At 70.5% G+C, this 20,755-nt stretch carries 18 protein-coding genes; 12 read left to right on the top strand and 6 right to left on the bottom strand.

The features are described from left to right. Nucleotides 1-106: 106 nt before the first annotated feature. Nucleotides 107-601: a hypothetical protein gene (locus ACFYZB_RS21180; RefSeq protein ID WP_388760692.1), complete on the bottom strand. Its 495-nt coding sequence runs from the start codon at nucleotides 599-601 to the stop codon at nucleotides 107-109. Nucleotides 602-1,240: 639 nt separating this feature from the next. Here ACFYZB_RS21180 and ACFYZB_RS21175 point away from each other — a divergent pair. The 12 genes from ACFYZB_RS21175 (at nucleotide 1,241) to ACFYZB_RS21120 (ending at nucleotide 15,985) form a co-directional block, all read left to right on the top strand. Then, nucleotides 1,241-2,137: a TauD/TfdA dioxygenase family protein gene (locus ACFYZB_RS21175; RefSeq protein WP_388760690.1), complete on the top strand. Its 897-nt coding sequence runs from the start codon at nucleotides 1,241-1,243 to the stop codon at nucleotides 2,135-2,137. Then, the gene (locus ACFYZB_RS21170) at nucleotides 2,134-3,027 is read left to right on the top strand and encodes an ABC transporter permease (RefSeq protein WP_388760687.1); all 894 of its coding nucleotides are present in this window, start codon (nucleotides 2,134-2,136) and stop codon (nucleotides 3,025-3,027) included. The genes ACFYZB_RS21175 and ACFYZB_RS21170 overlap by 4 nt, the downstream gene beginning before the upstream one ends. Continuing rightward, nucleotides 3,024-3,755: an ABC transporter ATP-binding protein gene (locus tag ACFYZB_RS21165; RefSeq protein WP_351208226.1), complete on the top strand. Its 732-nt coding sequence runs from the start codon at nucleotides 3,024-3,026 to the stop codon at nucleotides 3,753-3,755. Before ACFYZB_RS21170 ends, ACFYZB_RS21165 begins: the two co-directional genes overlap by 4 nt. Nucleotides 3,756-3,793: 38 nt before the next feature. After that, nucleotides 3,794-4,843 carry an aliphatic sulfonate ABC transporter substrate-binding protein gene (locus ACFYZB_RS21160; RefSeq protein WP_388760683.1) on the top strand — a complete coding sequence of 350 codons (1,050 nt, stop codon included), beginning with the start codon at nucleotides 3,794-3,796 and terminating at the stop codon, nucleotides 4,841-4,843. After that, entirely contained in the window at nucleotides 4,840-6,165 is a 1,326-nt protein-coding gene (locus ACFYZB_RS21155; protein WP_388760680.1) for an LLM class flavin-dependent oxidoreductase, read from the top strand. The genes ACFYZB_RS21160 and ACFYZB_RS21155 overlap by 4 nt, the downstream gene beginning before the upstream one ends. A 303-nt stretch (nucleotides 6,166-6,468) precedes the next feature. Further along, on the top strand, nucleotides 6,469-7,452 hold the full coding sequence (locus tag ACFYZB_RS21150; protein WP_351208223.1) for an ABC transporter permease: 984 nt from the start codon (nucleotides 6,469-6,471) through the stop codon (nucleotides 7,450-7,452). A 1-nt stretch (nucleotide 7,453) separates the two neighbouring features. Next, the gene (locus ACFYZB_RS21145) at nucleotides 7,454-8,440 is read left to right on the top strand and encodes an ABC transporter permease (RefSeq protein ID WP_388760676.1); all 987 of its coding nucleotides are present in this window, start codon (nucleotides 7,454-7,456) and stop codon (nucleotides 8,438-8,440) included. Further along, complete coding sequence (locus tag ACFYZB_RS21140) at nucleotides 8,437-10,521, top strand: dipeptide ABC transporter ATP-binding protein (protein WP_388760673.1); 2,085 nt, start codon at nucleotides 8,437-8,439, stop codon at nucleotides 10,519-10,521. Before ACFYZB_RS21145 ends, ACFYZB_RS21140 begins: the two co-directional genes overlap by 4 nt. Before the next feature lie 51 nt (nucleotides 10,522-10,572). Next, on the top strand, nucleotides 10,573-12,255 hold the full coding sequence (locus tag ACFYZB_RS21135) for an ABC transporter family substrate-binding protein (RefSeq protein WP_388760670.1): 1,683 nt from the start codon (nucleotides 10,573-10,575) through the stop codon (nucleotides 12,253-12,255). A 716-nt stretch (nucleotides 12,256-12,971) separates the two neighbouring features. Continuing rightward, the gene (locus ACFYZB_RS21130) at nucleotides 12,972-15,044 is read left to right on the top strand and encodes a SpoIIE family protein phosphatase (RefSeq protein WP_388760667.1); all 2,073 of its coding nucleotides are present in this window, start codon (nucleotides 12,972-12,974) and stop codon (nucleotides 15,042-15,044) included. Between the two features lie 65 nt (nucleotides 15,045-15,109). Further along, on the top strand, nucleotides 15,110-15,562 hold the full coding sequence (locus ACFYZB_RS21125; protein WP_388760664.1) for a MarR family winged helix-turn-helix transcriptional regulator: 453 nt from the start codon (nucleotides 15,110-15,112) through the stop codon (nucleotides 15,560-15,562). 12 nt (nucleotides 15,563-15,574) lie between these two features. Next, nucleotides 15,575-15,985, top strand: a complete 411-nt coding sequence (locus ACFYZB_RS21120) for an SRPBCC family protein (RefSeq protein WP_388760661.1) — start codon at nucleotides 15,575-15,577, stop codon at nucleotides 15,983-15,985. Nucleotides 15,986-16,009: 24 nt separating this feature from the next. Here ACFYZB_RS21120 and ACFYZB_RS21115 read toward each other — a convergent pair whose 3' ends face one another. The 5 genes from ACFYZB_RS21115 to ACFYZB_RS21095 all read right to left on the bottom strand — a co-directional run bounded on the left by ACFYZB_RS21115 (nucleotide 16,010) and on the right by ACFYZB_RS21095 (nucleotide 20,751). Continuing rightward, a complete protein-coding gene (locus ACFYZB_RS21115; RefSeq protein WP_388760659.1) occupies nucleotides 16,010-16,363 on the bottom strand; it encodes a hypothetical protein in 354 nt (117 codons plus the stop codon). Nucleotides 16,364-16,370: 7 nt separating this feature from the next. Continuing rightward, nucleotides 16,371-16,754, bottom strand: a complete 384-nt coding sequence (locus ACFYZB_RS21110; RefSeq protein WP_388760656.1) for an STAS domain-containing protein — start codon at nucleotides 16,752-16,754, stop codon at nucleotides 16,371-16,373. A gap of 143 nt (nucleotides 16,755-16,897) precedes the next feature. Then, a complete protein-coding gene (locus ACFYZB_RS21105; RefSeq protein ID WP_388760653.1) occupies nucleotides 16,898-18,331 on the bottom strand; it encodes an aminobutyraldehyde dehydrogenase in 1,434 nt (477 codons plus the stop codon). Then, nucleotides 18,324-19,655 (bottom strand): flavin monoamine oxidase family protein, encoded by a 1,332-nt coding sequence (locus ACFYZB_RS21100; RefSeq protein ID WP_388760651.1) that lies wholly within the window; start codon nucleotides 19,653-19,655, stop codon nucleotides 18,324-18,326. Before ACFYZB_RS21100 ends, ACFYZB_RS21105 begins: the two co-directional genes overlap by 8 nt. Nucleotides 19,656-19,671: 16 nt before the next feature. Further along, nucleotides 19,672-20,751 carry an ABC transporter ATP-binding protein gene (locus tag ACFYZB_RS21095; RefSeq protein WP_388760648.1) on the bottom strand — a complete coding sequence of 360 codons (1,080 nt, stop codon included), beginning with the start codon at nucleotides 20,749-20,751 and terminating at the stop codon, nucleotides 19,672-19,674. Nucleotides 20,752-20,755 lie beyond the last annotated feature (4 nt).

Genomic DNA, 20,755 nt, shown 5'->3' with positions numbered 1-20,755 from the left:
CGACGTCATGTCCCGATGCTGACAAGCACCACAGACCCGGTCAATGGACCAGCGTTACGGGGACATGGCGGTTCTGCGAAGCGGGCGTCCAGGGGCGGAGGGGCGGTCACAACGCAGCCGGCTTGCGGGTCAGTTCGTAGGCATATCCGACGGTTTCGGTGAGGCGGCCGTCAGGGGCGAAGGAGCCGAGTACGGCGGCGAGGCCGGTGTCGAAGTCGTTGGCGTGGTCGGCGAGCACCGGGGGCGGCAGGAAGGACGTCGACCGGATGTATCCGGCGAGTTCAGGGATCGTCCAGTGGTGTTCGACGAAGAACTCGTGGTGTCCGGCGGGCTCGAACCCGGCACGGGACAGGACGTCGTGGTCGGGCTCCTGCTTCCTCGCCTCGTCCCAGCCCGCGGGCACGCGGCCGGACGCGCCGAGGGAGTTCTGCCATCTACGCAGGATGCCGTCGAGCGCCCGCTGCCAGTTCCGGGGGCCTGCCCACGGGCCGGTCGACCAGCACAGTGCCAGGAAGCCGCCGGGCCTGAGCCAACCGTGGGCGCGATGGGCGACCAGGGCACGGGCGAGCCGGTGGAAAACGTCAGCTGGCCGGTGCCACACGCCAGGTCGAGGAGACGACCGTGCCGCGACGGCGCTGTCCGCCGTACGAGATCGGCGATCATCGTGTCGGGGTAGGGGAGGCGGAACCGGTCGTAGTACTCGGCGGTGCCTCGGTAGAGGCCGGGCTCGAACCCGATCTCACTGGCCATGCGCTCACCATGACACAGGGCGGCCCCGCCACCAGGCCCGCGACGGTCCCCTGTGTCCGCAATGCAAGACCCGTCCGGGAAGTTCTTGACCAGCGCGACAGACCTCTGCTGAACTCCGGTCCCATGAACCGGCGCGTGGACCTCACTCGGCGGCGCCACATCGATCTGGCGCACGTCTCCAGCGCGTTCTGTTGTCGCTGAGCCGGCACATCGTCGTACGGCACCGCTGTGTGGGACCGTCGTGTCCGCCTCCTGAACGCTCCTTCTCCAGCCCTTCTCCACGTGTGTTCCGGCCGGTTCGAAAAGGCCGAGGCCGTCGTTGAAGATCGGCTGAGCGACCGGCGAGGCTTCGGAGCGAGTCCCTTCCGCATCGCGACCTGACGACCAACCGCATCCCTGGTGGGCCGGCCGCGCGTGTCGTCCCCTTCACTCCAGTTCTTCGCCTCTCAGCACCCTGTGCTGCGCCCGCCTCCCCGAGAAGGACCTCCGAATGCCTCCGTCCATCCGCAAGCTGACCGGCCGTATCGGCGCGGTCGTGGAGGGCGTCGACCTCACGGCGCCGGCCGACCCGTCGACGGTCTCGACGCTCCGTCAAGCCCTCAACGCACACAAGGCCATCGTGTTCGACCAGGTGAACCTCGACAACGCAGGCCAGGAGCGCGTGGCCGCGTGGTTCGGCGAACTGACCACCGCCCACCCGAACGTGCCGGCCGCCGACGGCACGACGAACGTGCTCGCCGTGGACAGCGAGACGTCCAAGGCCGACGAGTGGCACACAGACGTCACCTTCGTGGTCAACCCGCCACAGGTCACCACCCTCCGGTCTCTCACGATCCCCCCGTACGGCGGCGAGACGCTCATCGCGAACGCGGCCGCGGCCTACCGCGACCTGCCCGAACCGCTGCGCGTCCTCGCCGACTCGCTGCGCGTCGTGCACACCAACCAGTACGACTACGCCCGCTCCTCGGCCACGACAGCCCTGCGCCAGGAGTACGACCGGGTCTTCGTCTCGACGCCGTACGAGGCCGAGCACCCGGTCGTGCGGGTGCATCCGCTGACCGGCGAACGCGGCCTGTTCATCGGAGGGTTCGCCCAGCGGATCGTCGGCCTGTCGAGCAGCGACTCGGCCGATGTGCTGCGCATCCTGCAGTCGTACGTGACGCGTCCGGAGAACATCCTGCGCTGGACCTGGTCGCCCGGCCAACTGCTGGTCTTCGACAACCGGATCACCCAGCACTACGGAGTGGACAACTACGACGACCACCCGCGACGCCTCAACCGGGTGACGGTGGCGGGAGATGTGCCGGCAGGTGTCGACGGCCGCCGCAGCGAGCAACTCGTCGGCGACGCCTCGCACTACACCGGCGTCCTGGAGGCGGCCGCATGACCGAGATCCGCCTCACGGCGCCGGCCGTCACCGAGGCCGCCGACGCCGAGCCGGTGAGTGAGCGGGAACGCGAGGTCTTCCTGCCACGCGACGCCCGCCGCCGGACACCGTTCAGCACACTCCGAGAGCGCCTTCGCTGGCCGCTCGGGATCTACACGACCCCGGTCGTGATCCTGGTCGCCTGGGAGGTTCTCGCCAGGGCCGGGGTGCTGGCGAAGACATACGCTCCGGCCCCGACCTCCATCGTGAAATCCGCCGCCGATCTGTGGCAACAGGGCGTGCTCGGCCCGGACTTGGCCATCTCGCTGCAACGGGCCGGCATCGGACTCGTGATCGGTCTGACGGTGGGCATCGTCACCGGGGTGCTCGGCGGCCTGCTGCACAGCGGCGAGTACCTGTTCAACGGCCTGGTGCAGGTCCTCAACACGATCCCCCTGCTGGCGGTGCTGCCGCTGATGATCGTGTGGTTCGGCATCGACGAGCTCACGAAGGTGCTGCTGATCTCGTTCGGCGCCGGCGTCCCGATGTATCTCAACCTGTTCGCCGCGATCCGGGGCGTCGACCAGCGCCTGATCGAGATGGCGCGCACGACGGGCGCGGGCACATGGCGCATCGTGACGCGGGTGCTGGTGCCCGGAGCCCTGCCAGGATTCCTGGTCGGACTCCGGTTCTCCCTCGCCTACAGCGTGCTGGGCCTCGTCGCCGCCGAAACCGTCAACGCCGACAAGGGGCTCGGCTTCCTCATCACCCAAGGACAGACCTATCTGCAGACCAACCAGGTCTTCGTGGGGCTGGTGATCTACTCCCTCCTCGGTCTGCTCGCCGACCAGTTCGTACGGATTCTCGAGCGGGTGCTGCTGCGGTGGCGTCCCAGTTATGAGGCGACATGAGCACCACCATCGGCACACGGACCCGTCGGCAAACGGGAGTCGTCGCCCAGCAGATCGTCCGTCGGTTCGGTGACCGGGTGGTGCTCGACCACCTGGACCTCACCATCGCCGAGGAGGAACTGGTGATCCTGCTGGGGCCCTCCGGCTGCGGCAAGAGCACCCTGCTGAGACTGCTCGCCGGCCTGGACCGGCCCGACGGCGGGCGGGTGGAGGTCCCGGCGAAACGGGCCATCGTGTTCCAGGCCGACCGGCTGCTGCCGTGGCAGCGGGTGCTGCGCAATGTCACGCTCGGCCTGCACGGTCCCGACGCGCAGCAGCGAGCCCGCGATGTGCTCGCCGAGGTCGGACTCGCGGGGCGCGAGAGGGCATGGCCCAAGGAGCTCTCCGGCGGTGAGGCCCAGCGGGTGTCGCTCGCGCGGGCACTGGTCTCGGAGCCCGAACTCGTGTTGCTGGACGAGCCGTTCGCGGCCCTCGACGCGATCACCCGGCTGCGCATGCACGACCTCGTGCGGGCGCTGCGCAGCAAGCACCACGCGGCCATGCTGCTGGTCACCCACGACGTCGACGAGGCGATCGCCCTGGCGGACCGCATCGTCGTGATGAGCAACGGGCGCATCGGCGCCGCCCATTCCGTCCAGCTCTCGGCAGCGGACCGCGAGGCGAGCCCCGCCCGTGAGGAACTGCGTTCCGCGCTGCTGAACGACCTCGGTCTCGCCGGTCACCACTGACCCTCTCCACCACCGCACCAGAAAGCAGTTGAGGAACCATGTACAGCAGAGCCATCCGCACCGTCGGCGCCGTCGGTCTGTTCGCCCTCACCGGCACCCTCGCCGGATGCGGCTCGTCGTCGCAGGCCGCACCGCTGGCCAAGTCGGGCGGCAGTGCCTCCGCGCACCCCGAGTGGAGCAAGTACACCTTCACCATCGGCGACAACGGCGGTGACGGCAGCCAGGCGCTGGCGAAGATCACCGGCGCGTTCGCCGACGCGCCGTACAAGGTGAGGTTCGCCCGGTTCACCTACGGCCCGCCGCTGGTGCAGGCCGCCGCATCGGGTGACATCGACCTGGGTGCGGTCGGCGACGTGCCGCCGATCACCGGCGCCGCGAAGGAGTACGGCTTCAAGATCGTGTCCGTCAACCGCTCGCTCACGCCCAGCCAGTCGAACGAGAACATCATCGTGCCGAAGGGGTCGAAGCTGAAGACGCTCGCCGACCTCAAGGGCAAGAAGATCGCCGTGCCCCAGGGCAGTTCGGCACACGGTCTGGCCCTCAACGCACTGAAGAGCGCCGGCCTCGGCCCCAGGGACGTGCACCTCGTCTTCCTCGACCCGGCGGCCGGCGCCACGGCGTTCAACACCGGCAAGGTGGACGCCTGGTCGATCTGGAACCCGCAGTCGGCGATCGCGGTCAAGAACGGGGCACGGATCCTGGCGAAGGGACTCCCGCCGATCGACCAGACGAGCAGCTACTACATCGCCGGCCAGAAGTCGCTCGGCGACCCCACGAAGCGGGCGGCCCTCACTGACGTGCTGCAGCGACTGGCACGTGAGTTCGCCTACGCGATCAGGCACGAGGACACGTATGCAGAGGCCCTCTCCGAGGAGGAGGGCATCCCGTCGGCCGATGCCAAAGCGTCCTTGAAAGCCTTCGAGAACCGGGTGACCCCGATCGAGAAGTCGGACATCGCGGCGGAGCAGAAGCTCGCCGACGCCTTCCTGGAGGCGGGCCAGATCACCAAGAAGGTCGACGTCCCCTCGATCACCGACAACCTCCTCCCGGCTGGCTACGACAGCTCCAAGCTGAAGGTCGCCTCATGAGCGCGAGACAGCGGCGACTCCACCTCAACGCCTTCCTCATGGAAGCCGGTCACCACGAAGCGGCATGGCGGCTGCCCGACAGCAACCCGCGGGCCGACTTCGACCTCCAGCACTGGATCGAGCTGGCCCGGCTCGCCGAGAGCGCCAAGTTCGACTCGCTGTTCCTCGCGGACGGTCCGGCCCTCATCGGAACCGGCGAGTTCCGGCCACCGGGCCAGCTCGAACCGCTGACCCTGCTGACCGCGCTGTCCCAGGCGACCAGCAGGATCGGCCTCATCGCAACCGTGTCGTCGACGTACAACGAGCCGTACAACCTCGCCCGTCGGCTGGCCTCCGTCGACCACGTCAGCGGAGGCCGCGCCGGCTGGAACATCGTCACCTCGGCGGGGGCCGACGAGGCGGCCAACTTCGGCCTGGACGACCGTCCCGGCCACGCCGAACGCTACGCCCGGGCCGACGAGTTCCTGACGGTCGCCAAGGCACTGTGGGACAGCTGGGAATCCGAGGCCGTCGTCGCCGACAAGACCACGGGGCGGTACGCCGACCCCGCGCGGCTGCACGGGCTGGGCCACCGTGGCAGGTACTTCAAGGTGGCCGGGCCGCTCAACGTCGAGCGCCCCCCGCAGGGCTACCCGCTGCTCGTCCAGGGCTCCTCCGAGGACGGCAAGGACTTCGCGGCCCGTCACGCCGAGGCGATCTTCACCGCCCACACGACGTACGAGCGTGCGGCCACCTTCTACGCCGACATCAAGGCACGGACCAGGGCCGCGGGGCGTGACCCGGACGGTGTGATCGTCCTGCCGGGAATCGTCCCGTACATCGGGTCGACCGAGGCCGAAGCCCGTGCCCTGGCCGAGCGGTTCGACGACCTGCGCGTCCCCGAGTACGGACTGCGGCAGCTGGCCGCGGTTTTCGAGACGGATCCTTCGGTCTTCGAACTCGACAGGCCGTTGCCGGACTCCATCCTGGCCCGGCCGACGCTGGAGGGGTCGCAGAGCCGGTCCGACCTGATCATCGAGCTCGCGGTGCGCGAGCGGCTCGCGGTACGGCAGATCATCTCCCGACTCGGCGGCGGGCGCGGTCACTTCGAGTTCGTCGGCACACCCGAGCAGGTCGCGGACACGATCATCACCTGGTTCGAGGGCGGTGCCGCGGACGGGTTCAACGTCATGGCACCCGCCCTCCCTTCAGGCCTGGCGGCCTTCACCGAGCACGTCCTGCCGATTCTGCGCGGCAAGGGACTGTTCCGCGAGGAGTACGAGGGCACCACCCTGCGCGAGCACTACGGGCTCCCGGTCCCCGTGAACCAGTTCCACGCCTGACCGGCGCACGGCAGCCGCCTGACCCGGGGCACGTGCCGGCGAGAACGTGACGGCCGAGCGCGCCAAGATCATCCGAATCGCGGCGTATTCCGGACCGTGTGCTACGGCAACATGTCGGCTTCATGGCGGCACCAGGCAAAACCTGGTGCCGCAGCGCCGTACGAACCAAGCTGACGTGTACACATCCATTTTCATCCGTGGCTCCGTTCCGTACCCGCAGAAGGCCTCACCGCGTATGTATCCGACCTGTCTCCCCGCTCCTCCCGAGGCGCACATCTCGTGTGTGGTGAGGAGGTGCCGCGCGTGGTGCGCCATGTGACACGCAAGGCGACCGGCTGGCTCCTGATGATCGTGGTCGCGACCAACGCGACCTATTTCCTGGCCAGTTGGTTCCTGGACCCGCGGTCGAACTTCAAGGAGCTGCGGCCCGTCCGCAGCGAGGCACAGATCGACCGCGCCCTCGCGCCGTACAACCTGGACCCCAGGGTGCCGCTGGTGCACCGCTGGTGGGACTGGCTCACCTCGGTGACCCTGCGTTTCGACTGGGGAAAGTCCCCCACCGGCGTCTCCGTCAACGGCGAGGTGGGCTACCGGGCGCTCGTCAGCGCGGAGTTGGTCGTCGTCGCCACCGTACTGTCCGTCGTGATCGGCGTCGCACTCGGCGTCTACACCGCCGCACGGCAGTACGGCTGGGCCGACCGCGTCTCGCAGGCCGTGTCCGTCGTGGTGTTCAACGTCCCCACGTCCGTCGCCGCCCTCGCCGTGGTCTTCGTCGCGATCTGGCTGAACCAGCACGCGGGGCTGCACTTCCTCTACGTCGCCGGGGAGAACTCACCCGGCGTCGAAGGACTGCTCCCCACCATCGGCGACCGCCTCCTGCACCTGATCCTGCCGACCCTGACGCTCACACTGATGGGCTACGTCGGCTACCACCTGACGCAACGTTCGCTGCTGCTCGACACCCTCCACGCCGACTTCGTACGGACCGCCCAGGCCACCGGGCTCACCCGCAGCCAGGCCATCCGCAGGCACGCCCTGCGGGCCGCGCTCATCCCGACGGCGGCTTCCGTGGCGTTCAGCATCCCGGCCGTCTTCACCGGTGCCGTCATCACGGAGACGATCTTCGGCTGGAACGGCATGGGCCGCTACTTCATCCAGACCATCAGCAAGAACGACGTACACGGTACGGTCGCGACGGCCGCCTTCGCCGCTGCCCTGACCGCGATCGGCGCGATCCTCGCGGACATCGCCACGGTCTTCCTCGACCCGAGAGTGCGGGTGAGCTGAGGTGACCACCCATGCGACCACCGACGCGACGAACGACGCGACCACCGACGCGGCGACCGATGCGTCCTCCCGTGCGGCCGCGGGGCAGGCGCCGGAAGCCGCAGCGGGAGCGCGGACGCACTCCAACCTCGGCCTCGGCCGGCTCTACCTGCGGCGTTTCCTGCGCAACCGCCTTGCCGTCGCCGGAGTGGGGATCTTCGTGCTGCTGGTGCTGTTCAGTGCCTTCGGCGACCGGTTCACCTCCTACGCCTACACCGACGCCGACTTCACCGCGCTCACCCAGCCGCCGAGCGGCCTCCACTGGTTCGGCACCAACCAGGGGGGCAACGACATCTACGCCTGCGCCGTGCACGGGCTCCAGCGCTCCCTGGTGATCGCCGTGAGCGTGTCGGTGCTGACGATCGTCGTCGCCGCGATCGTCGGCTCCGGCGCCGCGTACTTCGGCGGCCGAGTGGAACGGGCGGCCCTCGCCGTCATCCACTTCCTGCTGGTCGTCCCCTCGTTCCTCATCCTCGCCCTGGTCTCCCACCGGCTGGCCGGCGACTGGCGCGTCCTCATCATCGTGCTGACCGCGTTCGGCTGGATGTCCACCGCGCGGGTGATCTGGTCCGTCTCGACCTCCCTGCGGGAACGGGACTACGTGAAGGCGGCAGAGTTCATGGGCGTCGGCCCGCTGCGCATCATCCTCCGCCACATCATCCCCAACCTCGGCTCCCTGCTGATCGTCAACCTGACCCTCGGAGTCGTGGCGACCGTGCTCAGCGAGACCGCCCTTTCGTTCCTCGGGTTCGGCGTCCAGACCCCGGACGTCTCTCTCGGCACGATGCTCGCGGACGGCGCGGGCACCATCACCAGCGCCCCCTGGCTCTTCGCCTTCCCCGCGGGGCTGGTCGTCCTGCTCACCGTGTCGATGACCTTCATCGGCGACGGCCTGCGCGACGCCCTCGACCCCACGTCGGTGACCGGTTCGGCAGGAGGCCGACGATGACCCTCGCGACCCCGCTGCCCGCCCCGGCACGGCCCATCGACGCCCAGCCCGTGCTGTCCGTGCGGGACCTGCGGATCTCCTTCCCCTCCGAGGCGGGCACCGTCGAGGCGGTGCGCGGCGTGAGCTTCGACCTGCTGCCCGGCCGGACCCTCTGCATCGTCGGTGAATCCGGCTCCGGCAAGTCGGCCACCGCGATGGGCATCATGGGCCTGCTGCCGCCCTCCGCGGACCTGCGCGGCCAGGTGCTGCTCGGCGGACGGGACCTCATCGGACTCGGCGACCGTGCGCTGTCGAAGGTGCGCGGCAACGCCATCGGCATGGTCTTCCAGGACCCCCTGTCCGCCCTCACGCCGATCTTCTCGGTGGGCAGGCTGCTGGCCGACGCCCTGCGGGTCCACCAGGACCTGACGAAGCGGGCGGCCTGGGAACGCGCCGTGGAACTCCTCGATCTCGTCGGCATCCCCGACCCGCGCAACCGGGCCGCCGCGTTCCCGCACGAGTTCTCCGGCGGCATGCGCCAGCGCGTGGTCATCGCCATGGCCATCGCCAACCGACCCTCCGTGCTCGTGGCCGACGAACCCACCACCGCACTCGACGTCACCGTGCAGGCGCAGATCCTCGACGTGCTGCGGCTGGCGCAGCAGGAGACCGGCGCCGGTCTCGTCCTGATCACGCACGACCTCGGGGTCGTCGCGGGCCACGCGGACGACGTCGCCGTCATGTACGCGGGCCGGATCGTGGAACACGCCGGCGTCGAGGAACTCTTCCGCCGGCCGACGATGCCGTACACCGCGCGGCTGCTCGCCGCCGTGCCGACCGTGGACGGCGGGGCCCGCCGCCCCCTGGTCCCGATCGGTGGGGAACCACCCGCCCTGGTGGGCCTCCCGGACGGCTGCCCCTTCGCAGGCCGCTGTGCCGTCGCCCTCGACGCGTGTCGCTCCGACGAACCCGAGCTGCGCCATGTCACCGGTCACGGGCACGTGGCCTGCCTGCGCGCCGCCGAGATCGCCGACGGATCCCTGGACCCGGCGGGAGACACCGCGCCCATCGGCCGGCCGGCGCCCTCCGAGGGTGCCGAGGCCGGCGAGGTGGTGCTCCGCGTCGAGGACCTCGTCAAGACCTTTCCGGTCACCAAGGGCGCCCTCCTCAAGCGCCGGGTCGGCACCCTGCACGCCGTCAACCGGGTCGGCTTCGAGCTGCGCGCCGGCGAAACGCTCGGCCTGGTCGGTGAGTCCGGCAGTGGCAAGACCACGACGCTGCTGGAGATCCTTCGGCTCGGACGGCCCGAAGGCGGCCGGATCGAGATCTCCGGCACCGACGTCGCCACGCTCTCGTCCGGCGCACACGTACGGCAGCTGCGGCGGGACGTACAGATCGTCATGCAGGACCCGTTGGGGGCCCTGGACCCCCGTATGCCCGTCTTCCACCTGCTGGCCGAACCCCTGCGGGCGATCGGGCGTGATCGTGAGTCGATCCGCTCGCGCGTCCGCGAACTGCTGGCCCTGGTCGGCCTGGACGACTCGGTCGGGGACCGCTTCCCGGCCGCCCTCTCCGGAGGCCAACGCCAACGGGTCGGCATCGCCCGGGCCCTGGCGACGGAGCCGAAGCTGCTCGCCCTCGACGAGCCGCTCTCCGCCCTGGACGTCTCGGTGCAGGCCGGGGTGATCAACCTGTTGGCGCGGCTCAAACGTGAACTCGGACTCGCCTACCTCGTGGTCGCCCACGACCTGGCCGTGGTCCGGTACATCTCCGATCGGATCGCGGTGATGTACCTGGGACACATCGTCGAGACCGGGGACACCGAGGCGATCTTCTCCGATCCGAAGCACCCCTACACCCGTGCCCTGCTGTCGGCGATCCCGGTACCCGACCCCGAGCGGGAACGCACCCGCGAACGCGTCGTGCTGGAGGGCGAGCAGCCGAACGCCGCGCACCTGCCCGCCGGCTGCGTCTTCGTCGACCGCTGCCCGCTGTACCGCCGTGCCGACGACGAACTGCGGCACCGCTGCCGCACCCGGCGTCCCGAGCCGGCTCCCGCGGCCGGGGTCCCCGGCCATCAGTACGCCTGCCACGGCGTCTGAACACCGGCCCGCCGACGTTTTCCCCCACCGACCCGTGAGGAACCCACCATCATGCGTGCAAGACTGGCCCTGCCCGTCGCCCTGATCGCTGCCGCCTCCGTATCCGCCACCGGGTGCCGGTCCTCATCCGGGACGGACTCCGCGAGCGGGGACGCGAAGAACGCTCCCTCGGCCGCGTCGTCCGTCGCCGACTACAACCCCACGCCCTACGACCGGATCAGGGACGGGGGCACGTACACCACGGTCGGGACCTTCGACGACCAGGGCAATCCGTTCAACGTCAATGCCACGCTGACCGCGTCCCGCATCTGGGCCTGGTACAACGCCGACGCGATCACGTACTCGCCGACCGGCGAAGTGCAGTACAACCCGGACTACTTCAGCGACGTGAAGGTCTCCGTGGGCGGCGGGAACCAGAAGGTCACGCTGACCATCAACCCCAAGGCCGCCTTCAACGACGGCACCCCGATCGACTGGACCGCGATCAGGGCCACGTGGAAGGCCAACAACGGTTCCGACAAGGCCTACGCCGCCTCCTCCACGGACGGCTACGACCAGATCACCTCGGTCGAGAAGGGCACGAACGCCAAGCAGGCCGTGATCACCTTCAAGGGAGTCGACCCCTCCTGGTCGAGCCTGTTCACCACCTTCCTGCACCCCAAGGCCGCAACGGTCCAGAACTTCAACAAGGCCTACGTCAAGAAGGCCCACCCCGAGTGGGGGGCGGGGCCGTACACCGTCGGCACATGGGACACCCACTCGGGCGACATCACGTTCGTCCGCAATCCGAAGTGGTGGGGCAGGAGGGGCAAGCTCGACAAGCGCGTCTACGTCAACCTGGAATCGACGGCGGCCGTCAACGCCTTCAAGAACGGTCAGCTCGACTACGTCTCCGCGGTCGACGCCGAGAGCCTCGAGCAGATCAAGGGACTCAAGGGCACCGAGGTCCGCAGCGGCGGCAGCCCCTTCGAGTACTCGCTCTACTTCAACACCAGGTCCTCCGTCCTCGCCGACAAAGCCGTGCGCAAGGCCATCGAGGAGAGCATCGACCGCACACAGATCGCGAAGATCCGGTTCCAGGGCCTCGACTACAAGGAGCCGCTGCCCGGCTCGGCCATCCTGTACAGCTTCCAGAAGGGCTACGAGGACAATGTCTCGGCCGTGCTGAAGTACGCGCCGGACACCGCCGGGAAGGCACTCGACGCGGCGGGCTGGAAGCCCGGGGGCGACGGTGTGCGGGTCAAGAACGGCAGGAAACTCGAAGTCGGCTACACACTCCTCGGCGACGACCCGCTGGACAAGGCGACCGCCGGCGCCTTCGCGGCGATGCTGAAGTCGGTGGGCATCCGCCTGGACATCAGGAAGGCCGACGAGGCGGACTTCTCCCACATCCTCAGCGACCGCAAGTTCGATCTCCTCCTGTCGGGGAACCGCTCGATGGACCCGTTCGGCGCCCGCTACCTGTGCGACTTCTACTGCTCCGACCGTGACTCCAACATCACCGGTGCGGGTTCCCCCGCGCTGGACAGCGAGATCCGCGCCACCACCGAGATCGCCGACCTCGGCAAGCAGGCCGCGGCGGCCAACAAGGTCGAACGCACGGCGCTCCGGGAATACGCGTTCCTCCCGCTGTTCAGCGGCCCCTCGACCTACGGCGTGAAGAAGGGCCTCGCCAACGTCGGCGCGACCATCTTCTACAACCCGCTCCCGGAGACGGTCGGCTGGCAGAAGTAGCCAGGACCGGCGCCGTCCCCTGTCTGCGGGAGGCTCCGGGGAAAGGGGCCCAACGGCCCTGGCCCGTTCGAGCTGCGCTCCCCGAGGGCACAGCACGGCGAAGACGGCCGCCGCCCCTGTGCCGACGGGGGCGGCGGCCGTGGCGCGAGCGTCGTGCCTCCCCCGACACGGGACTCGCGCGGATGTCCCCACGGTTCCTGGGGCCGACGGGAGAACCACCCCATCTCGAACGAACCACAAGGACATGGCACCATCGGCCGGTCGACACCGCGTCTGAAGGATCCGGCCGCAGCTCCTGCTGCCGATTGTCGGGGACCGTGCCGAGCCGGCCACGGGGCTGAGCGGCCCCTGCCGAGGCCGAACGGCCCATGTCCACGCAGCGGAAAGTCCTGCCGTAGCGGCATCCGCTCACACTGCACAGCGGCTGTCCCCTCCTCTCCCGCGTGCCGTTCGCCGAGGCGGGCCGGATCAGCCCGCACGTGCCGCTGCCGGCCGGTGCCGCACAGATCTCCGGCGGGCGGGTGTGGACCATGGCCGCGGGGAGCGGGCGAACACCTCCGGCCCCGGACGGACAGGGGCCGCTGGCCGAGGCCGCGCAGCACCCTGCGCCAGCCCGTCCAGGTGTGTCCTGCCTCGTCTGGGACGACCATGGATGGAGGCAGCACGCCCCGCCGGTACGGCACGAGCCGAGCCGCCGAGCGGGAGGGAAACGAGGCATGGGCACGACGGACTCCTCCGGAGCTCGCGACGCGTGGTCGGCGGCAGGCCCCGCCGCGCCGCCCAGTGGCCTGCTCGACCTGCTCAGCGTCGCCGCGGTGGTGCTGGATGCGCGGGGCCGGGTGGTCTTCTGGAGTCCGAAGGCCGAGGAGCTGTTCGGCTACACCGCACCGGAGGCGCTGGGGCAGTACGCGGCGCCGCTGACGGTCCACGAGGAGCACCGGGACGCGGTGATCAAGCTCTTTGCCGAGGTCATGGAGTCCGGCACCGACTGGGCCGGGGCCTTCCCGATCCGCCACAAGGACGGCAGCACCCGCCTGGTGGAGTTCCGCAACATGCGGCTGCTGGACGACCTCGGCGACACCTATGCGCTGGGCCTTGCCGCGGACCAGGCGGCAGTGGAGCGGGTCGAGCGGGATGCCGCCCTTGCCATGCGCCTGGTGTCGCAGTCCCCGGTCGGGCTCGCCATTCTGGATCCGGACCTGCGCTACCTGGCCGTCAACCCTGCCCTCGAACGCATCACCGGCCAGTCCGCCGCCGACCGCCTGGGCCGGCCGGTCGGCGAGGTCCTGACCTACCTGGACACGGACCCCGAGGCACGTCTGCGCCGCGTCCTGGAGACGGGCGAGTCGGTCGTGGACCGGGACATCGTCTGCCGTCCCCCCGCCGATCCGGACCACGAGCACGCCTGGTCCGTCTCGTACTACCGGCTGGAGGATTCCGGTGGCCGGGTGCTGGGCCTGGCTTACTCCGTCATCGACGTCACCGAGCGTCATCGAGCCGCTCTCGAGGCGGCACAGGCCCGGCAACGGCTGGCACTGATCGCCAGGGCTTCCGTCTCCGTGGGCACCACCCTCGATCTGGAGACGACGGCGCGCGAGCTCGCCGACATCGTCGTACCGGTCCTGGCCGATGTGGCCGCCGTGGACCTACTCGAAAGCGCCCTCGACGGCCGGACCGCCCCCGGTGAGGGCCCGGCCCTCTTCCACGCCCTCGCGGTCAGCGCGGCCCACTCCACCGAGGCGGTCGGTGCGGCCGCCGAGCCAGGAGGCGTCGCCCCCTACGACAGCGACCGCCTGATCACCCAGTGCGTGCGCACCTGCCAACCGATACTGGTGCCCCGAACCACCCGTCGGGACCTGGGACGCATCGCCTGCCACGGCGAGGCCGCCTCCCTCCTCGAGGCGGCCGGGGTGCACTCCTACCTGGCCGTACCGCTGATGGCCCGGGGCCAGGTCCTCGGCGCTCTCGACCTCAAACGCACCCGGAACCCCGCACCGTTCGATGACGACGACGCCTTCCTCGCGTGCGAGCTGGCCGCTCGGGCCGCGGTCTGCATCGACAACGCCCGCGGCTACCAGGCCCAGCGTCATGCGGCCCTCACCCTCCAGCGCAGCCTGCTCCCCGAGCCCCCGTCGCACCTGGCCGGCCTGGAGGTCGCCTGCCGCTACCAGCCCGCCGGCGCCACGAGCGAGATCGGCGGCGACTGGTACGACGCCATGCCGCTGCAGGGGGACAGGACCGCCCTGGTCGTCGGGGACGTCATGGGCAGCGGCATCAAGGCCGCCGCCACCATGGGTCAACTGCGCAGCGCTGCACGCGCCTTCGCCGAACTCTCCCTCGCCCCCGCCGAGGCCCTGAGCCACCTCGACCACCTGACCGAAGGTGTCGAGCAGACCATCACCACCTGCATCTACTGCGTCTACGACCCTCACCAGGGCCAGTGCGAGATCAGCCTTGCCGGTCACCTGCCCCCGGCCCTGATACGACTCGGCCACGCGGCGCAGCTGCTCGACCTCCCCACCGGCGCGCCGCTGGGCGTCGGCGGGGTGCCCTTCGAGACCACCACCATCGCCTTCCGCCCCGGCGACGAGCTGGTCCTCTACACCGACGGCCTGGTCGAAACGCGAAGCGAACCGATCGACGCCCGCCTGGACACCCTCCTCGATGCCCTCACCGCGTCACGTGGCCACGATCTGGAGGACGCCTGCGACCGCATCCTGGACGTTCTGCGTTCGCCCGCCGGCGGTGAGGACGACGTCGCGCTGCTCATCGCCCGAGCCCGTCCCTGAGCGAACTCAGGAACATCTTTCATGATTGCCTTGACAAGAGTTGTCGTGACAACGATGGTGGAGGGGTGAGCAACACCAGCGGACTCCACGACCACCTCGGATACTGGCTTCGCCGCCTCTCCGACGAGGTGCACAGCCGGTTCGAGGCCGAGCTCGGCCGGCATGACGTCACCGTCTCCCAGTGGGGCGTGATGATCAGCGTCTTCCATGGCCACGACACCACCAAGGCCGTGGCCGCGCACATGGACATCGATCCCGGTGCCGTCTCCCGCCTGGTGGACCGCCTCGCGGCCAAGGACCTGGTCCGCCGCGAGCCGGACCCCGCCTCCCGGCGCACGGTCCGGCTCCTGCTGACAGACGCAGGCCGGGCCCTCGTGCCGGTACTGGCCGAGATCGCCGACCGCAACGACGCCCACTACTTCGGCTCGCTCGACGCCGCGCAGCGCCGGCAGCTGGAGGAGTGGATCCGGCGCCTCGTGGGCGCGGCCCACCCCGCGGCGCCACACCACACTCCCTGAAGGAAGCGCATGATGAGCACCGATCCCTCGATCACCAAGACCGTCAGCATCGATCGGCCCTGCGAGGAGGTCTACGCCTTCCTCGCCGACCCCGCGAACTGGCCCGAGTGGGCCGTGGTCAACGTGCGGTCCATCGAGCCCACCGACGATCCCGACTGGTGGCTGATGTCCACCCCCATAGGGCCGGCCAGGCTGCGTCTGCGTGCCCATGCCGAGTTCGGCATCCTCGACCACGACTACGTCGACGACGTCGCCTCCTGGAGTGTGCCGGCCCGTGTGATCCCCAACGGCGACGGCGCCGAGTTCATGATCACCTTCCATCGGCCGCCGTCCTTGACCGAGGCCTTCTTCAAGGAACAGACCGATCTGGTGGACACCGAGCTGGCCGCCCTCAAGCGGGTCCTCGAAAGCGGCCGGGCGTGAGCCCACGCGGTCCGGGCGCCCTCCTCACGCCGGGCGGACGAAACCGCGGTCGGTCAGCCACCGCTCCAGCGCCGTGCGCTCGGCGACGAGGCGGGTCCGCACCGCTTCGGAACCGCCCGGTGCGAAGGACGCGAGGGTGCGGTTGGCCATCCAGACGCGGATCTGGCTGACCGTGGTCCGGTCGAGCTCTCCGCCCGCGCGCCAACGGTCGACGGATTCCCCGGCGAGGGACAGGCCCAGAGCGAAGAACCCCTCGATGAGGGCATGCGCCTGGACATCGCGGTCCCGCACGCAGACCTCCCTCCACGGCCTGTCCGTGCCGGGGCCCGGCGCGAGGCGGCACAGCCCGATGGTTGCCTCGAGAGCCTGGTCGGTCATGGCGTCCTCACCGGGGGCCGACCGTGACCGCGTCGCTCAGCGTCCTGTGCAACTCGAGGTCGTGCGTCGGCCTCGCGATGCGCAGAAGCCTGCGCATGCTCCCCTCGGGGACGACCACGCGCATCGTGCCCCCGTGCCGGGCCGCCGTGTGGTGGGCTCCGATGAGCGCACCCAGCCCGTGTGCGTCGCAGAAGGTGACGGCGCCGAGATCGATGATCAGTCGTGGCAGTCGGCCGTGGTCGGCCACGAGCACCGCCAGATGCCTGCGCAGTCCCGGCGCGGTGAAGATGTCGATCTCGCCCGTCAGGCTGGCGACCGTCCAGCCCTCGAGGCGAACCACGGACACCTTCAGCTTCCTGTTTCCATGCCCCCGCCGGTTCGCGCTGTCCATGGGGCACCTCCACTCACGCCCTATCTGGAGCCTCAGCCGCCCGGCCGGGGACCGACAGGGGCGACCGGTCCCCGCGGGGGGTGCCGTCCGGCCCTTGGTACAAGAGGCCGGTCGGCCCATGCTGCCGCGGTGGAACGCGCCCGTCACAGCATGACGTGCTTGGCCTGGGTGTACTCGAGCAGGCCGGTGAGCGAGAGGTCACTGCCGTAGCCGGAGTGGCGCACTCCGCCGTGTGGCATCTCCGAGACCGTGGTGCCGTGGGTGTTGATCCAGACGATGCCGGTGCGGAGCGCGCGGCACGCGCGCATGGCGCGGTCGTGGTCGCGTGTCCAGACGCTCGCGGCCAGCCCCTGGGGTACGGCGTTCGCCATCCGGAGCGCTTCGGACTCCTCGGCGAACGGCTGGACGGTGACGACCGGGCCGAACACCTCGCTCTGCACGATCTCGTCCTCCTGGCGGGCCCCGGCGATCACCGTGGCGGGGTGGAAGTAGCCGGGCCGGCGCAGGGGCGTGCCGCCGGTGACGATCTCGCAGTGATCCGGGAGACGGTCCAACAGGCCGGTCACGGAGTCGAGTTGGGTCGCGTTGGCGAGGGGCCCGAAGGCGGCGTGCGCCTCGTCCGGGGCGCCGGGCAGCAGCCCTGCGGCCCGTTCGGCGAACGCGGTCAGGAAGGCGTCGTGGATCCGGCGGTCGACGAGGATCCTGGTGGCGGCCGTGCAGTCCTGGCCCGCGTTGTAGAAGGCGAGCGACGACAACTGCTCGACCGCGTCGCCGAGATCGGCGTCCTCGTGAACCAGTACGGGTGCGTTTCCGCCGAGTTCCAGGTGCAGCCGTTTGAGGTCGGCGGCCGCCGCGGCGGCGATCTGCTGCCCGGCGCGGACGCTGCCGGTGACGGCCACCAGCCGGACGCACGGGTGGGCGACGAGCGAGCGCCCGGTGTCACGGTCGCCGCACACGACGTTGAGCACGCCCGGCGGGAGGTGTTCGGCGGCCAGCCGGGCCAGCAGCACGGCGGAGGACGGAGTCGTGTCGGACGGCTTCAGGACGACGGTGTTGCCGGCGGCGAGAGCGGGCGCGACCTTCCACACGGCCATCATCAGCGGATAGTTCCACGGGGTGATCTGGGCGCACACGCCGACCGGCTCGCGGCGCAGGAGGGAGGTGCGGCCCGGGGCGTACTCGGCGGCCACGGCACCCGGAAGATTCCGCGCGGCTCCGGCGAAGAACCGCAGGACGTCCACGATCGCGGGCACCTCGTCCGTCAGGAACAGGGCGCGCGGCTTGCCCGTGTCGGCCACCTCGGCGCACGTCAGCGCATCGGCCTGCCGCTCCAGGGCGTCGGCGATCCGCAGCAGTGCGGTCTGCCGCTGCGCCGGTGTCGTGCCCGACCAGCCTTCGAAGGCGTCCCGCGCGGCCCGGCAGGCGGTCTCCACGTCCTCCGGACCGGACAGCGGCGCCCGTCCGTGAGGGAGCGCCGTGGCGGGGTCGATCAGCTGCAGGGTGGCTCCGGACGCGGCGGGCACGTCCTTGCCGCCGATGTGGTTCAGCACCGTCGTGAGCTCGGGGGTGTCAGCCACGGCGCAGTGCCTCCTCGGCGGCGGCGCGACCGGTGCGGACAGCGCCCTCCATGTATCCGGCGACCCACTGGTCGGAACCGCAGACGTAGAACGGCGGTTCGTGCGTGCCGTGCAGGGGACCGACCGCCATCACCTCGCCCGGCGGCCACTGGGTGACGTAGCCCTGCGTCCATGGGTCGGTGCCCCACAGCCGGAGGTGGCAGGCGGCCGGCGTCAGCGCCTCGTCGCCGAACATGGCGGCGATCTCGGCGAGCAGTTCGGGGGTGCGCAGCTGCGGCGGGGTGCCCAGCAGGACGCCGTAGCGCTCGGGGGGGATCAGCGCCGAGAGCACGCCCTCGGTCTGCGGCCAGGTGCTGCCGAGGACACCCTCCGTCTCGGACAGGCCGTTCAGGCCGTCGGCGCGCCAGAAGGGACGGTCGTACACGGCCGCGAACTTCGCCGCCACGGCGTTGCGTTGCCGGTGCAGGGAGGCCAGCCGGGCCTCGCTCACCCCGGTCACCGTGACCGACCTCAGCGGTCCCACCGGCAGGGCGCTCACCACGGCCGCCGAGGTGAGGACCTCCCCGGTGACCAGGCGTACGGTGCAGCGGCCGGGGCGTACGCCGACCGTGGCGACGGGTGAGCCGAGGCGGATGCGCGGGCCGAGCTCCCGGCCCATGACCTCGGCGAGCGTGGCCGACCCCGCCGCCGGCCGCAGTCCCTCCCAGTCGGCGTAGTCGTAGTCACCCGTGCCGGGCACGGCCGCGCTCTTGCGCAGCGCGGCCAGCAGCGAGATCCGCTCGTACGAGCCTCCCGCCAGGCCCAGCTGGCCGATCTCCCACAGCCGTGTCACCGCGGGTGTGGCGTGGCGGGAGCGCAGCCAGTCGGCCACGGACAGCCGGTCCAGGGCCGCGGCCTGCGGATGCGACCAGGGGTCGTCGTGGTCGACCGTGGCGGCGAGAGCGCTGAACTCCCCGCTGAGCTTGTCGTGCTGGGCCGTGTCGCCGGGCCCGAACCAGTGGGGCGGGTCGCCGGCCGACAGGCCCTCGGGCGTGGCACGGGTGATACGGCCGGGTTCGGCGACGTAGCTGGGAACCAGCTCCAGGCCGAGTTCCGCGGCGAGTTCGAGGTAAGCGGTGTGGGCACGGCCGACCACCTCGCCGCCCAGCTGGACGGTACGGCCGTCGGGCGTGCGGATCTGTTCGACCCGGCCGCCGACGCGGTCCCGGGCCTCCAGGACGAGCACGTCGGTGCCGGCGGTCGCCAGGTCCCGGGCGGCGGCGAGTCCGGCGAGACCCGCGCCGAGCACGATCACGTCGTGATGCATCGCATTCGCTTTCGTCATCCGGTCATGAAGTGGATCAGGCCAGGACCAGGCAGTGTTCGGGGCGCCAGCCGAACTCCACGGTCTCGCCGCCGCTCCAGCGGTCCTCCATGCGGGCGCGGGCCGTGTTCTGCTCCAGCACGGACAGCGTGACGCCCGGGGCGAGTTCGATGAGGTAGGTGGTCGTCGGGCCGCTGTAGACCGTCTCGCGGATCACCCCGGACAGGATCGACATGCCCGGTTCGAAGTCGGACAGCCAGATCTTCTCGGGACGCACGGACACGCTGACGGCACTGCCGTCCGCGATGCCGGTCCGGGACCCGACGGGCAGGGCGGGGCCCTGGTCGAGGGCGACCTCACCGCCGCGGTAGGTGCCGGTCATCAGGTTGGACGTGCCCATGAAGGAGGCCACGAACCGGCTGGCCGGGTGCTCGTAGACGTCCTCGGGGGTGCCGCACTGCTCGATGCGCCCCTCGTTCAGCACCGCGATCCGGTCGGACATGGTCAGCGCCTCGTCCTGGTCGTGGGTGACGAAGACGAACGTGATGCCGACCTCGCGCTGGATCTGCTTCAGCTCCACCTGCATCTGCCGGCGCAGCTTCAGGTCCAGGGCCGCCAGCGGCTCGTCCAGGAGCAGCACGGCCGGACGGTTGACCAGCGCGCGGGCCAGGGCGACGCGCTGGCGCTGGCCACCGGAGAGCGTCCGGGGCCTGCGGCCGGCGAGCCCGGTGAGCTGGACCAGCTCCAGCATCTCCCCGACGCGCTGCCGCATCTCCGCCTTGTCGACCCCCTTGCGTTTGAGGCCGAAGGCGATGTTGTCGGCGACGCTGAGGTGGTCGAACAGCGCGTAACTCTGGAAGACCGTGTTGACGTTGCGCAGATTCGGCGGCAGCGCGGTGACGTCCTCGCCGGCGAGCAGCACCGAGCCCTCGGTGGGATCGCTGAACCCGCCGATCATGCGCAGCGTGGTCGTCTTGCCGCAGCCGGAGGGGCCCAGCAGCGAGAAGAAGTGGCCGGCCTCGATGTCCAGGTCGAGGCGGCGGACGGCGTAGGAGTCCGCGAACTGCTTGGAGATGCCGTCGAGCCGGACGGCCGGGGTCGTGTCGGTCGCGTCCATGGGG

Origin of the sequence: Streptomyces sp. NPDC001852, assembly GCF_042891825.1 — a bacterium.
Lineage (GTDB): Bacteria > Actinomycetota > Actinomycetes > Streptomycetales > Streptomycetaceae > Streptomyces.
The sequence above is the reverse complement of the archived record's forward strand: the minus strand, read 5'-3'. Positions and strand labels throughout refer to the sequence as shown.